Source organism: Kitasatospora sp. NPDC030952, assembly GCF_055571335.1.
In genome coordinates this window covers 12969-27209 of the sequence record NZ_JBVIFM010000037.1, presented here as the reverse complement: position 1 = coordinate 27209, position 14241 = coordinate 12969, and the positions used below count along the sequence as shown (strand labels likewise).

General features: G+C 73.0%; 13 protein-coding genes. 9 read left to right on the top strand and 4 right to left on the bottom strand.

Translation table 11 applies throughout. From position 1 onward, the window contains the following. Positions 1-427: 427 nt before the first annotated feature. The 3 genes from ACZ47G_RS37540 (at position 428) to ACZ47G_RS37530 (ending at position 2414) form a co-directional block, all read left to right on the top strand. Entirely contained in the window at positions 428-1045 is a 618-nt protein-coding gene (locus tag ACZ47G_RS37540; RefSeq protein ID WP_380461713.1) for an RsiG family protein, read from the top strand. A gap of 75 nt (positions 1046-1120) precedes the next feature. After that, positions 1121-2080, top strand: coding sequence for an asparaginase (locus ACZ47G_RS37535; protein WP_465750659.1), 960 nt, complete (start codon positions 1121-1123; stop codon positions 2078-2080). 124 nt (positions 2081-2204) lie between these two features. Beyond that, positions 2205-2414, top strand: coding sequence for a dodecin (locus tag ACZ47G_RS37530; protein WP_380461715.1), 210 nt, complete (start codon positions 2205-2207; stop codon positions 2412-2414). A gap of 89 nt (positions 2415-2503) precedes the next feature. Here ACZ47G_RS37530 and ACZ47G_RS37525 read toward each other — a convergent pair whose 3' ends face one another. Next, a complete protein-coding gene (locus ACZ47G_RS37525) occupies positions 2504-3172 on the bottom strand; it encodes a biliverdin-producing heme oxygenase (RefSeq protein WP_465750657.1) in 669 nt (222 codons plus the stop codon). Positions 3173-3389: 217 nt separating this feature from the next. Beyond that, entirely contained in the window at positions 3390-3881 is a 492-nt protein-coding gene (locus ACZ47G_RS37520) for an inorganic diphosphatase (protein ID WP_030244505.1), read from the bottom strand. Between the two features lie 76 nt (positions 3882-3957). On the opposite strand from ACZ47G_RS37520, the gene dacB reads away from it, so the two are divergent. The 6 genes from dacB to folE all read left to right on the top strand — a co-directional run bounded on the left by dacB (position 3958) and on the right by folE (position 11953). Continuing rightward, positions 3958-5574, top strand: coding sequence for a D-alanyl-D-alanine carboxypeptidase/D-alanyl-D-alanine endopeptidase (dacB, locus tag ACZ47G_RS37515; RefSeq protein WP_465750655.1), 1617 nt, complete (start codon positions 3958-3960; stop codon positions 5572-5574). 162 nt (positions 5575-5736) lie between these two features. Next, on the top strand, positions 5737-6921 hold the full coding sequence (locus ACZ47G_RS37510) for a zinc-dependent metalloprotease (protein WP_465750653.1): 1185 nt from the start codon (positions 5737-5739) through the stop codon (positions 6919-6921). A 288-nt stretch (positions 6922-7209) separates the two neighbouring features. Further along, entirely contained in the window at positions 7210-8337 is a 1128-nt protein-coding gene (tilS, locus tag ACZ47G_RS37505) for a tRNA lysidine(34) synthetase TilS (RefSeq protein WP_380461719.1), read from the top strand. A gap of 70 nt (positions 8338-8407) precedes the next feature. Then, positions 8408-8962 (top strand): hypoxanthine phosphoribosyltransferase, encoded by a 555-nt coding sequence (hpt, locus tag ACZ47G_RS37500; protein ID WP_045692298.1) that lies wholly within the window; start codon positions 8408-8410, stop codon positions 8960-8962. A gap of 226 nt (positions 8963-9188) precedes the next feature. Further along, complete coding sequence (ftsH, locus tag ACZ47G_RS37495; RefSeq protein ID WP_465750650.1) at positions 9189-11240, top strand: ATP-dependent zinc metalloprotease FtsH; 2052 nt, start codon at positions 9189-9191, stop codon at positions 11238-11240. Positions 11241-11347: 107 nt separating this feature from the next. Then, positions 11348-11953, top strand: coding sequence for a GTP cyclohydrolase I FolE (gene folE / locus ACZ47G_RS37490; protein WP_465750648.1), 606 nt, complete (start codon positions 11348-11350; stop codon positions 11951-11953). Between the two features lie 66 nt (positions 11954-12019). Here the strand turns inward: folE and ACZ47G_RS37485 are convergent, their stop codons facing one another. Continuing rightward, positions 12020-12808: a ferritin-like domain-containing protein gene (locus tag ACZ47G_RS37485; RefSeq protein ID WP_465750646.1), complete on the bottom strand. Its 789-nt coding sequence runs from the start codon at positions 12806-12808 to the stop codon at positions 12020-12022. Positions 12809-12925: 117 nt separating this feature from the next. Further along, positions 12926-14077 (bottom strand): alpha/beta hydrolase, encoded by a 1152-nt coding sequence (locus ACZ47G_RS37480; protein ID WP_465750644.1) that lies wholly within the window; start codon positions 14075-14077, stop codon positions 12926-12928. Positions 14078-14241 lie beyond the last annotated feature (164 nt).

Genomic DNA, 14241 nt, shown 5'->3' with positions numbered 1-14241 from the left:
CGCACATCAGGGGCGCGCGAAAGGGTGGCGCACGCCATGCAGCGCGCGCCTGCGCAGGGTCGGGCGCCACTCTTCCTGCGGAAAGGCCCGGTCATATCAGCCACCCCCGTTCGCCAGGGGGGCCGTTCGGGTGCACGGGCGGTGCGCGCGCGCCGGGTGGGGTGGCACGCTGGGGGCCGTACGAAGGGCCCGGCGCGCCTGAAGGTCCGCCGCACCGGGCCGGGGTTCGGCCGGGCGGTCGAGCCGGTAGGTCAGGCGTTCTGTCGGGGTCGCCCCGGCGGGTGGTCCCGGCCGGGGTGTGGAACCCTTCGGGGCTCCCGGGCGTGCCAACGGACGGGACGCCCGAGCCCGTCGGGGGACGGGCCGGGCCGGCGGCAGGGACGGGCTGCCGCGAGCGGGCGGGATCGGACGACGGCAGGTGGGCTGGATGATGGACGCGAGCAGCGCGGCGTGGAGTCGCTCCGGGCAGGTGGCGCAGGCCCCCGGGGGCCCGTCCTGGGCGGTCGGCCCGGACGGCGAGCCCGACCTGGAGCGGCTGGGCCTGGACCAGCTGCGGGTCCTGCGCCGGGAGACCCTGGAGCAGGAGGCCGACCTGTCCTACCTGCGGCGGCTGCTGCACGGGCGGATGGACATCCTGCGCGCCGAGCTGGACCGGCGCCCCGGCGGCGGCCCGGCCCACCCCGCCCGGGCGGCCGGCGAGGAGCCCGGCGGCGACCTGCTGGACCGGCTGCCGGCCATCCTGACCGACGCGCCCTCCACCGTGCGGCGCTCGGCCCGGCACGTCACCCTCGGCCCGCCGCGCACCCAGGAGTCGCAGCTGGAGGCGGACGCCCTGATGGGAGACGTCCAGCTCGCCGACCTGGCGGCCCACCCGGCCGAGGAGCTGCTGGCCGCCCTGGAGCGGCTGCGGGCGCACGAGCGCGAGGTGTCCGGCCGGCGCCAGCGGCTGCTGCGGACGGCCGACGGTTGCAATGCCGAGATCACCCGCAGGTACCGTGATGGGGAAGCACGGGTCGACGACCTGCTCTCGGAGAGGCCGCTCTGACCGGCTGAGGCGTCGCGGGCGGGTGGGACTCCGGCTTCCTCCCGGCCCACACCCTCGCCCCCGGAAGGCTCCCCGATGTCCCAGTCCGCCAACCCGCCCGTGCTCGCCGAGGTCATACGCTCGGGCTTCACCGAGGGCCGTCACCACGGCTCGCTGGTCCTGCTCGCCGCCGACGGCTCGGTGGAGTTCGCGCTCGGTGACCCCGACGCGCCGGTCTTCCCGCGCTCCACGGCCAAGCCGTTCCAGGCGGTGGCCACCCTGCGGGCCGGGCTGGCGATCGAGGGCGAGCTGCTGGCGTTGGCGGCCTCCAGCCACTCCGCAGAATCGTTTCACCTCGACGGTGTGCGGGCCATCCTCGGTTCGGCCGGCCTCGACGAGTCGGCCCTGCGCACCCCGGCCGACCTCCCGCTGGACGAGACCGAGGCGGAGCTGCTGCTCGCGGCCGGCGGCCGGCGCGCCCCGATCCTGATGGACTGCTCCGGCAAGCACGCCGGCTGGCTGGCCGCCTGCGTCGCCAACGGCTGGAGCACCGAGGGCTACCTCCACCCGGCGCACCCGATCCAGGAGCTGGCCCGCGAGGCCCTGGCGGAGGCCACCGGCGAGACCCCCGGGCACACCGGGGTGGACGGCTGCGGCGCTCCGCTGCTGGCCGTCTCGCTGACCGGCCTGGCCCGCGGCTACCGCAGCCTGGTGCTGGCCGCCGAGGGCACCGCGCAGCGCCGGGTGGCCGACGCCATGCGCACCCACCCCGAGTACGTGGCCGGCACCCGCCGGGCGGACACCTGGCTGATGCGGGCCGTCCCGGGCGCGCTGTCCAAGATGGGCGCCGAGGCCGTCCAGCTGGTCGCGCTGCCGGACGGCCGGGCGCTCGCCTTCAAGATCGACGACGGCGCGGAGCGGGCCCGCGGCCCGGTGCTCGCGGCGGCCCTGCGCCGGCTCGGCGTGACCGGCGCGGACGACACCGTGGAGCGGATCGGCGCGGCCCCGCTGCTCGGCGGCGGCGCCCCGGTCGGGCTGGTCCGGGCGGCGTTCTAGGGCGGCGTTCCAGCCGGCCCCGGCGGCCCGCCGCGGCGGCGGCCCCGGCGGCCGTCGGGGTGCGGGCGGCCCCGGGGCGGTGCACGGTGGACCGGGGGCCGTCGCACAGCTGAGGGAGTCCGCCATGACCGACCACGTGTACCGGGTGACCGAGATCGTCGGGTCCTCGACCGAGAGCGTCGACGCCGCGATCCGCAACGGGGTGGAACGGGCCTCCCGGACGCTGCGCAACCTCGACTGGTTCGAGGTCGGGCAGGTCCGGGGCCACCTGGAGGACGGCCGGGTCAAGCACTACCAGGTGTACCTCAAGGTCGGCTTCCGGCTGGAGGACTGAAGCAGCGGCAGCGGGGCGCGCCGGGCCGGCGCCCGGGCCGGCGCCATCCGCGCCCGCTCGCCGGGGCCGGCTCCGCGGGCGCGGGGGCCTCAGGCGCTCAGCGGGTAGCCGGCGTCCAGGTCGTGGAAGACCGCCCCGTTGAGCACGAAGGCCCGCTTGCACTCCTCGACCACCCGGCGCCGCTCGACCTCGTCCATCGCCGCGCCCGCCGCGTCCAGCTTGGCCCGGTACTCGCGCTTGAAGGCGGCCGGGTTGTCGATCTCCTCGAAGACGTAGAACCGCACGCCGTCGCCCTTGCGCTCGAAGCCCCAGGTCTTCTCGGCCACGCCGCGGATGATCTGGCCGCCGGAGAGGTCGCCCAGGTAGCGGGTGTAGTGGTGGGCCAGGTACCCGGCCGGCCACTCGGCGGCCAGTTCCTCGATCCGGGCGACCAGGGCGGTGGTGGCCGGCAGCGGGGCCAGTCCGTCCCGCCAGTCGGGGCCGCGCAGGTGCGCCAGGTCGCGCTCGACGGCGGCGGTGCGCAGCAGCGCCGTGTCGATGAAGGGCCCGGCCAGCGGGTGGTCCGCGAGCTGCCCGGCCCGGCTCTCCAGGGCCCGGTAGACGTGCCAGAGCTGGCCGGTGAGGTCGGCGTAGGCCTCGATCCCGAGCTGTCCGCCCAGCAGGCGGCTCATGAACGAGGACTGCTCCGCGGCCTCGTGCTCCTCGCTGCTGGCGGTGCGGAGCACCGTGGAGAACGGGGTGGGCTCGGGCGTGGTCATGCGGCCTCCTGGGATCGGGATCGGCCCTAGATTTGGTTAGGCTAACCTAAGTCGATACTCTTGCCGACAGCCTGTCGGTAAAACCGTACGGCCATCGCCCCCGGAAACGACAGGGGCCGGGGCCCGCGGACGAATCCGCGGACCCCGGCCCAGGCTGTCCCGACCTACCTCGAACTCCCCCGATCGAACGGGGAGCGAACGAGATCGGAACGACGGCTCAGTGGCCGCCCTGCTCCGCGAGGCGCTTGATCGACGCGGTGACCTCGGCCTCGGCCTCGGCGCGGCCGACCCAGTTGGCACCCTCGACGGACTTGCCCGGCTCCAGGTCCTTGTAGACCTCGAAGAAGTGCTGGATCTCCAGGCGGTCGAACTCCGACACGTGGTGGATGTCGCGCAGGTGCTCCCAACGCGGGTCCGTCGCCGGGACGCACAGCAGCTTGTCGTCGCCGCCGGCCTCGTCGGTCATCTGGAACATGCCGATGGCGCGGCACTTGATGAGGCAGCCCGGGAAGGTCGGCTCGTCCAGGATGACCAGGGCGTCCAGCGGGTCGCCGTCCTCGCCGAGCGTGCCCTCGACGTAGCCGTAGTCGGCCGGGTAGCGGGTCGAGGTGAAGAGCATCCGGTCGAGCCGCAGCCGACCGGTCTCGTGGTCGACCTCGTACTTGTTACGAGAGCCCTTCGGGATTTCGATAAGGACGTCGAACTCCAACGGTTCCTCCAAGGTAGGGACTGACAGAATCCAAGTGTCTCCTACGGGAGTGAGTGCTCGGGAAAGGGGCCGGTCGGTGGGAGCTGGGGTGGGGGCGGCGCGCCGTCGCAGGGGGACGGCGGCCGGACTGTTCGGAGCGGCCCTGCTGGTCGCCGGAACGGTGCTGGGGGCGGGCGGTGCGTACGCGCAGCCGTCTCCCGGCGCGGCCGGGCACAGCGCGGGGCAGGGCGAGGACGGCAACAGCCAGGGCGACCAGGGCGGCCAGGGCGACCAGGGGGGTCGCGACGGCCGCAAGGGCGACCACGGGAAGACCAAACCCGGGCCGGGCCAGAGCTCCACCGGGCCCGCCCGCCGGAACGGGTCGCCGAGCACCACGCCCGGTGACAGCGCTTCGCCGACCGCGCGCCCGGCGCCCGGGGCGGGCGCCGTCCTGGCCACCGCCGGCAGCGACCCGGAGGCCGCCGTCCCCACGACGCAGGGCCTCCAGCAGGCGCTCGCCCCCGCCCTCGGCGACAAGAGCCTGGGCACCGTGACGATCGCCGTCGCGGACGCCGCCGACGGCCGACTCCTGTACGGCTCCGGGGAGAACACCCCGGCCACCCCCGCCTCCACCACCAAGCTGGCCACCACGGTCGCGGCCCTGTCGCTGATCCCCGCCGACACCCGGCTCACCACCCGGGTGGTCCGCGGCGCGGACCCGGGCACGGTGACCCTGGTCGGCGGCGGGGACCCGACGCTCACCGCGCTGCCCGCCGACCAGGTGCAGATCGGCGGCCAACCCGCCGACGCCGACACCGCCCCCGCCTCGCTGGAGGCCCTCGCCCGGCAGACCGCCACCGCCCTCAAGGCGGCCGGGACCACCACGGTCAAGCTGGACTACGACCTCTCCCTGTACAGCGGCAGCCCGCAGCACCGGAACCCGGACAACCAGAACATCGCCCTGGTCGTCCCGCTGATGGTGGACGAGGCGAGGATCGACCCGAAGAGCAAGGAGGACGCCCCGGCCCGGGTCGCCGACCCGGCCGGCGCGGCCGCCACGGCCTTCGCCACGATGCTCGCCGGCCAGGGCGTCACCGTCGAGGGCAAGGCCAAGCCGGCCGCCGCCCCCGCCGCCGCCGACGCCCCCGTCCTCGGCAAGGTCGACTCGCCCACCGTCGCCCGGCTGGTCGAGCGCCTGCTGACCACCTCGGACAACCAGCTCGCCGAGGCGATCGCCCGCCAGGTCGCCCTCGCCGGTCACCAGCCGGCCAGCTTCGAGGGCGCGGCGACCGCCGTCACCCAGGAGCTGGCCACGCTCGGCGTGCCGATGACCGGCGTGGTCCTCAACGACGGCAGCGGGCTGCACCCGGACAACGAGATCCCGCCCGCCGTGCTGGTCAAGCTGCTCGCCCTGGCCGGCTCCGACCAGCACCCCACCCTGCGCCCGGTGCTCACCGGCCTCCCGGTCGCGGGCTTCACCGGCACCCTCAACAAGCGCTACGGCTCCGGCTCCGGCGCCGCCGACGCGGCCGGCCTGATCCGCGCCAAGACCGGCACCCTCAGCGGCGTCAACACCCTGGCCGGCACCGTCGTCGACGCCGACGGTCGCCTGCTCGCCTTCGCCGTCATGACCCGCACCGCCGCCCCCGCCGACACCGCCCGCGCCGCCATGGACCGGATCGCCGCCCGCCTCACCTCCTGCGGCTGCCACTGAGCCCCACCCCTCCCGCGCCCGGCCGGTCGGCGAGGGCTTCCGGGTCCTTCGAGGGAGCCGCCGGGCGGGTTCGCGGGGGCCGGGGAAGGGCAGGGAGGAGGGTGGGTCGGTGTTGGGATCCGATGGCTGCCGTCGGTGGTGGTGAGCACGTACGGTGAGGGCATGACGAGCGCGAGTGGCGGGGCTGACATGGTCGACTGGAATCTCGCGGTCGCAACCGCGACCAGGTTGGTGCGGCCGGGGCCGGAGGTGAGCCGGGCGGAGGCGGCGGCGGTCGTCGCCGAGCTGCGCCGGCACGCGCTGGAGGCCGAGGAGCACGTGCGGGCGTTCACCGGGATGCGGTCGAGCAGCCTGGCCGCGGCCGCCGCGACGCCGGTGCTGGTGGTGGACCGTCCGGGCTGGGTGCGGGCGAACGTGGCGGGCTTCCGCACCGTGGTCCAGCCGCTGGTGGAGAAGCTCCAGGCGCGGCGGGCGAACAGCGCGGCGGCGGGCGTCTTCGGGGCGGTGGGGGAGAAGGCCACCGGGATCGAGGTCGGCGCGCTGCTGGCGTTCCTGGCGACGAAGGTGCTGGGCCAGTACGAGACCTTCGCCCCGGCCGAGCCCTCGCTGGAGGCGCCGGACAGCCCGGCGGCGCTGTTCGACAAGCCGCGGCGGGGCCCGGAGAGCCCGGGCCCGGGCCGGCTGCTGCTGGTGGCGCCGAACATCGTGCACGTCGAGCGCGAGCTGGACGTCGACCCGTCCGACTTCCGGCTCTGGGTCTGCCTGCACGAGGAGACCCACCGCACCCAGTTCACCGCGGTGCCCTGGCTGCGCGACCACATCCAGTCCGAGGTGCAGTCCTTCCTGGCCGAGACGGACGTGGACCCGGGCGCGCTGCTGGACCGGCTGCGCGACGCGGCGGGCGTGCTGGGCGGCGGGCTGCCGGGGACGGGCGGCCGGGAGGGCCGGGACGGCGCCCCGGCCGGGACCCTGCTGGAGATCGTCCAGTCGCCCGCGCAGCGCGAGATCCTGGCCCGGCTGACGGCGGTGATGTCGTTGCTGGAGGGCCACGCGGACGTGGTGATGGACGGCGTCGGCCCGGCGGTGGTGCCGACGGTCGCGGAGATCCGGGAGAAGTTCCAGCAGCGCCGCGACCGCGGGGCGAACCGGCTCGACCTGGTGCTGCGCCGGCTGCTCGGCATGGACGCCAAGCTGCGGCAGTACCAGGACGGTGCGGTGTTCGTCCGGGCCGTGGTGGAGCAGGTCGGCATGGAGGGCTTCAACCGGGTGTGGACGTCCCCGAACACCCTGCCGACCAAGGACGAGATCCACGACCCGGCCGCCTGGGTCGCCCGGGTCGCCCGCTGAGGGACCCCGGGGGCCCGATCGGGCAATCCCGGCGCGCAGTGGGACCGCCGTCGGTCGGCGGCGGTCAAACCCGCTCGTACGAGTGGTCCAATCGTGCAGAGCGTGGGTGAAGATACGTTTCTCCATTCACCCGAACGTGGGACGGTGGTCGTACCGGTGGCGCGGGTGGCGTAGTGGGTCCCCACTATCTGCCACCATCTGTGAGCGCCCGGTAACGCGGCGCAACGCTGGTGCGCGGTTCCGGCCGCCCGCCGCAGTCCTGTCCCCTCCGTCGAGGAGTCGTCCGCCGTGGGCCCTCACCCCGCAGTCGCCGCGATACGCCTGGCCGTTCGCCGCACGCTCACCGACCTCGCCGCCGAGGCCGGTACCACCTTCACCGCGCCCGTGCGCGAGCCCCGCGAGCGCCCGGCCGGGGCGCCGCTGGTGGGTGCCGCCGTCGGCACCACCCTGATCGGCAACGCCGCCCGCCACCCCTCCGGGCTGCCCCGCACCCCGGCCGCGCCCGGCTCGCCGCTGGTCCTGGTCGCCGTCAGCGGCGGCGCGGACTCGATGGCGCTGGCCATCGCCACCGCCTTCGAGGCCCCCAAGATCGGCCTGCGGGTCGGCGCCGTCACCGTCGACCACGGCCTCCAGGCCGGCTCCGCCGACCGGGCCGCCCAGGTCGCCGAGCGCCTGCGCTCGCTGGGCCTGGACCCGGTCGAGGCGGTCCCGGTGCTGGTCGGCCGCTCCGGCGGCCCGGAGGCCGCCGCCCGGGACGCCCGCTACGCCGCCCTGGACGAGGCCGCCGAGCGCCACGGCGCGATCGCGGTGCTGCTCGGCCACACCCGGGACGACCAGGCCGAGACGGTGCTGCTGGGCCTGGCCCGCGGCTCCGGATCCCGCTCGCTGGCCGGGATGCCCGCCCAGAAGGGCCGCTACCGCCGCCCGCTGCTGGAGCTGGACCGGGCGGCCACCCGGCAGGCCTGCTCCGCCCAGGCGATCCCGGTCTGGGACGACCCGCACAACTGTGATCCCGCCTACACCCGCTCCCGGGTCCGCCACGAGGTGCTGCCGGTGCTGGAGAAGCACCTCGGCGGCGGCGTGGTGGAGGCGTTGGCCCGGACCGCCCGGCTGTTCCGCGACGACGCCGACGCCCTCGACCAGTGGGCCTCCTTGGCCGAACGCGACCTCCGTACGGGCGAGGGCGCCCTGGACGCCGTGAAACTGGCCGAACTGCCGTCCGCGGTGCGGCGCCGGGTGCTGCGCCGGGCCGCGCTCCGCGCGGGCTGTCCGGCCGGGGACCTCTTCGCCCGGCACCTGGAGACGGTGGACCTGCTGGTCACCGGATGGCGAGGCCAGGGGCCGCTGCACCTACCCGGGGGCGTCGAGGCCACCCGCAGGTGTGGCACGCTGGTCTTTCGGCGGCAGGGCGACTGAGGGCGAGGCATGTCCCGGGGGAGCCGGCCGCCGGCCACACAGACCCCGAACGTTTGAGGACGTATCCCCGGTGGACCAGAACGACATGGGCGCTGACCTCGCGAAGGTGCTCATCAGCAAGGACGAGATCGACGCCAAGCTCCAGGAGCTGGCCGAGCGTATCGACCGGGACTACGCAGGCAAGGACCTGCTGATCGTCGGCGTCCTCAAGGGGGCCGTGATGGTCATGGCCGATCTCGCCCGGGCCCTGCACTCGCAGGTCACCATGGACTGGATGGCCGTCTCCTCGTACGGCATGGGTACCAAGTCCTCCGGCGTCGTGCGGATCCTGAAGGACCTGGACACCGACATCGCCGGCCGGGACGTCCTGATCGTCGAGGACATCATCGACTCCGGCCTGACGCTGTCCTGGCTGCTGGGCAACCTGGGCTCGCGCGGCCCGGCCTCGCTCGAGGTCTGCACCCTGCTCCGCAAGCCGGACGCGGCCAAGGTCGAGATCGACGTGAAGTACGTCGGGTTCGACATCCCCAACGAGTTCGTGGTCGGCTACGGCCTGGACTACGCGGAGAAGCTGCGTAACCTGCCCTTCATCGGCACCCTCGCTCCGCACGTCTACGGCGGCTGAGGGCCCGTTCGGGCTACGGGTGGGAACAGTAGGCCGTTCCCGCCCGTTGGACCCGGGGGGACAAAGAACGACAGCCGTGTCGCCGTGCTCCCGCCATGGGCGGGTCCGACTGCGGTACGGTCCAATAAACCGCTCTTCACATGAGCATCGACCGGATGCGCCGCGGCCCACAGCCGGCCGGCGCCGCTGAGTGGCAGGAGGGACGGGGCGGCAACGCCCCGCATGGATGGACGTCAAGCGATACTTCCGTGCGCCGATCATGTGGATCGTGCTGGCCGTCCTCGCCGTCATCGTACTGATGCAGGTCGTTTCGGACTCGAACGGCTACAAGACGGTCGACACCGGTCAAGTTGTCGCGGCGATCGACGCGCACAACGTCAAGTCGGCGCAGATCACCACCGGTGACTCGAATACGATCAAGATCCAGTTGAAGGACGGCGCCACGCTGTCCCCGGCCGGTACGGGCAAGGCCCCTTCCGGCACCAAGTTCCAGGCCTCGTACATCGGTGACCAGGGTGTCGCGATCGCCGACAAGCTGCAGTCGCAGATGAACGACAAGAGCAGTTCGCTCAGCGAGGGCTACACCGTCAGCCCGGAGAAGCAGAGCACCTTCGTCAGCCTGCTGCTGTCGATGCTGCCGATCGTGATCATCGTCCTGGTCTTCCTGTTCCTGATGAACCAGATGCAGGGCGGCGGCTCCAGGGTCATGCAGTTCGGCAAGTCCAAGGCCAAGCTGCTGACCAAGGACACGCCGAAGACCACCTTCGCCGACGTCGCCGGCGCGGACGAGGCGGTCGAGGAGCTCCACGAGATCAAGGAGTTCCTGCAGGAGCCGGCCAAGTTCCAGGCGGTCGGCGCCAAGATCCCCAAGGGTGTGCTGCTCTACGGCCCGCCCGGTACCGGCAAGACCCTGCTGGCGCGTGCCGTCGCGGGCGAGGCCGGGGTGCCGTTCTACTCGATCTCCGGTTCCGACTTCGTCGAGATGTTCGTCGGCGTCGGCGCCAGCCGCGTCCGCGACCTGTTCGAGCAGGCCAAGGCGAACGCCCCGGCGATCATCTTCGTCGACGAGATCGACGCCGTCGGCCGGCACCGCGGTGCGGGCCTCGGCGGTGGCCACGACGAGCGCGAGCAGACCCTCAACCAGCTGCTGGTCGAGATGGACGGCTTCGACGTCAAGGGCGGCGTGATCCTGATCGCGGCGACCAACCGCCCCGACATCCTGGACCCGGCGCTGCTGCGCCCGGGCCGCTTCGACCGCCAGATCGCGGTGGAGCGCCCCGACCTCCAGGGCCGTCTGGACATCCTCAAGGTGCACCAGAAGGGCAAGCCGATCGCGCCCGACGTCGACATGTCGGCCGTCGCCAAGCGCACCCCCGGCTTCACCGGCGCGGACCTGTCGAACGTCCTCAACGAGGCCGCGCTGCTGACCGCCCGCTCGGACAAGAAGCTGATCGACAACGGCATCCTGGACGAGGCGATCGACCGCGTCGTGGCCGGTCCGCAGAAGCGCACGCGGATCATGTCCGACAAGGAGAAGAAGATCACCGCGTACCACGAGGGCGGTCACGCCCTGGTCGCGGCGGCCTGCCAGTACAGCGACCCGGTGCACAAGATCACCATCCTGTCCCGCGGTCGGGCCCTCGGCTACACCATGGTGCTGCCGGAGGAGGACAAGTACTCCACCACCCGCAACGAGATGCTCGACCAGCTGGCTTACATGCTGGGCGGGCGTGCGGCGGAGGAGCTGGTCTTCCACGACCCGACCACCGGTGCCTCGAACGACATCGAGAAGGCCACCGCCACGGCGCGGGCCATGGTCACCCAGTACGGCATGACCGAGCGCCTGGGTGCGATCAAGTTCGGCAACGACAACTCGGAGCCCTTCCTGGGCCGCGAGATGGGCCACCAGCGCGACTACTCGGAAGAGGTCGCCGGGCTGGTCGACGAAGAGGTCAAGAAGCTCATCGAGAGCGCGCACAACGAGGCCTGGGAGATCCTGGTCGAGAACCGTGACGTGCTCGACAACCTGGTTCTGGAACTCCTGGAGAAGGAGACCCTGAACAAGGAGCAGATCGCCGAGATCTTCGCCCCGATCGTCAAGCGCCCGGCCCGGCCGGCCTGGACGGGCTCCGCCCGCCGCACGCCGTCCACCCGGCCGCCGGTGCAGTCGCCGAAGGAGCTGGCGCTCACCAACGGCGCCGCCGCCTCGGACACCGCGCCGGTCGACATCGTGAAGCTCCCGCCGCTGCCGGCCACCGAGCCGCCGACCGAGAGCTGATTTCGGCCACCGTAGGGAATGGATGCCGCGTCACCAGGGTTTGTACCCTGGAGGCGCGGCATCCGTGCTGTTCAGCCAGAGTCTTCCCACGAGTTAGCGAGGCCCGCATGATCGACCCGGTGACGCTCGACGGTCCGCCCGCCGTCGGTGCCTTCGACCAGAAGCGGGCCGAGAACGCCATCCGCGAGCTGCTGCTGGCCGTCGGGGAGGACCCGGACCGCGAGGGCCTGCTGGAGACGCCGGCCCGGGTCGCGCGGGCCTACAAGGAGATATTCGCGGGCCTGTGGCAGGTGCCCGAGGAGGTCCTGACCACCACCTTCGACCTCGGCCACGACGAGATGGTGCTGGTCAAGGACATCGAGCTGACCTCGGTCTGCGAGCACCACCTGGTGCCGTTCCGCGGCGTGGCGCACGTCGGGTACATCCCGTCCACCAGCGGCAAGATCACCGGGCTGTCCAAGCTCGCCCGGCTGGTCGACGTCTACGCCCGCCGCCCCCAGGTGCAGGAACGGCTGACCAGCCAGGTGGCCGACGCGCTGATGCGGATCCTGGAACCGCGCGGGGCGATCGTCGTGGTCGAGTGCGAGCACATGTGCATGTCGATGCGCGGCATCCGCAAGCCCGGCGCCAAGACCATCACCTCCTGCGTCCGCGGCCAGCTGCGCGACCCGGCCACCCGGGCCGAGGCGATGAGCCTCATCATCGGTCGATAGAGGGGCATCGGTCGATAAGCGGGGCATCGGTCGACAGGCGGGACCGGACGGCGGTCCGGTGACGACTCAGGGCACCTCGGGCTCCGCATGCGGCGGAGCCGGGGTGCCCAGTGCGTTGCGGCGCTCCGGCATCCGCAGCGTGACCATCCGGCGCCAGCCGAAGGCCCGGTCGTACAGGTAGAGCGCGTGCACCCCGAGGGTGACCACGGTCAGCCGCCAGCGCGACCAGCGCAGGATCCGGGCCATCCGGGCGGTGACGGCCAGCCCGACGTCCCGGTGGGTGCGGATCTCGCCGCGGGCGCTGGTCTCCAGGACGTGCCGGATGTACGGGCCGTGGCCCTCGGCGCTCAGCCGCAGCAGCTCCTCGTGGCAGTACGCGAGGTGGTTGTCCTCGTCGGCGGAGATCATCCGCATCGCCCGGCCCAGCTCGGGGTTGTCCTTGTACACCCGGACCAGCTGGCGCATCTGCTCGGCCGCGCGCTGCTCGGTCACCCGGCTGTGCGCGAGGTAGGTGATGATCTCGCGGTCGGTCAGCGGGGCGTCGCTGTTCAGCCGTTCGTGGGAGAGGCCGACGCCCAGGCGCTCCAGCAGCATGCAGTAGTCGGCCTCGTCCGGGACGGGCACCTTGGGCAGGCCGCGCTTGTGCAGCAGCTGGTTGAAGATCCGGCCGTGCTTGCGCTCGTCCGCGCCGTGCCGGGCGATCTTCGGGGCGAGCACCGGATCCCGGGTGAGGGCGGTGATCCGCTCGTTCTCCCAACCGCCCTGGTCCTCCCCGTCGGCCGCGATGCTGCAGAACAGCTGGTACGCCTGGTCGTTCCGGTAGATCTCGTCGAAGAGCGATCTGGTACTCAGCACGGCGCCTCCTGCGCGGATCCGGGGCGACCGCCCGCCCGGGGCCGGACGGGCGGTCGCGATACGTCCCCCCGGGTCGCCGGCCGGGCGGGCCGACCGGCGGGTAGTCACCCGTCCGCGCTAGCCGAGGTGGGAGCCCAGCCATTCGAGCGAGGCGGGCAGCTCCCTCGTCCAGCTGTCGAAGTTGTGCCCGCCGTCGTCCAGGTACAGCGAGTCCACCTTGAACTGCGGGTTGGCGGCCGCGACCTGGGTGGCCTGGTCGACGAACTGGACGGTCTGCGGGTAGTCCCCCTCCTTGCGGGTGGAGACCACCAGCAGGTTGAGCCGCGGGGCCGGGAGGTTCTGCAGCCGCCAGCCGAGGTCGTGCTGCTGGGCCAGCGTCTTGTCACCGTTGAAGAGGTCGCCGCCGGTGTACTGGTCCTGGCGCACGGAGAAGTCGCCGTGCAGGCCGACCGCGTTGCCGTAGACGTTCGGGAAGCGCATCGACAGGCGCATCGCGCAGCTGCCGCCGGTGGAGTAGCCGAACACGCCCCAGGAGCCGGCCGAGCGGCCGAGCCGGTAGGCGCTGTGCAGGGCCTCGGGCAGGTCCTTGACGAACCAGGTCTCAGTGCGCGGGCCGCCGGGGACGTCCACGCACTCGGTGTCCCGGGACGGGTTGACCGCCGGGCGGGCCAGCACCAGGACGGTCGGCGGCATCTTGCCGGAGCGCTGCAGCTCGATCGCGGTCTGCAGCAGCGGCAGCTCCTTCATCAGGTTCAGGGTGGTGCCCGGGAACCCGGCGAGGGCCACCATGGCCGGGAAGCGGACCAGGGCGAACTTCGGGTCGAAGTACTCGGGCGGCAGGTAGACGAACATCTGGTCGGAGAAGCCGGTGTCCTTGCCGTTGACCCGGACCGACTCGACCTTCCCGACCTCCTCCGGCGTGCCCTTGGGCAGGTTGGAGACCCCCTCCAGGCCGCCCTCGTTGGTCGGCTGGACCAGCTGCTCGGAGACCGGGGTGCCGTTGTGGTTCTCGTTGCCGGCCAGCGCGAGCTTGGCGCCGCCGGGGTTGAGCAGGTCGTCCCAGGAGGTGTAGAACCCGAAGGAGTTGTTCACCGACAGCGCCAGCACCGCGAGGATCGAGACTTGAACGACTGTCAGCAGACCGATCCGGCCGAGTACCGGCAGCGGGCGCTGCCGGGCCAGCCGGGGCCAGATCCACAAGGTGGTGACCAGGGCCGCCGCTCCGAGGGCGAGCAGCGAGTTCACCAGTACGTCGCTGGTCAGTTCCATGCGGTCGGCCTTCCGGTGGGACGCTGTCGATGCAGGCTTCATCGTCTGGCGGGGCGTCAGGCCGGGCCACCGCAGCTAGGCTGTCCGGGCACCCCGGCGGCGTCGGGAGGGTGGGGGGAGGTCCGGGGCAACCGGCGCCCTAGAATGCGGCGTCCACCGTACGT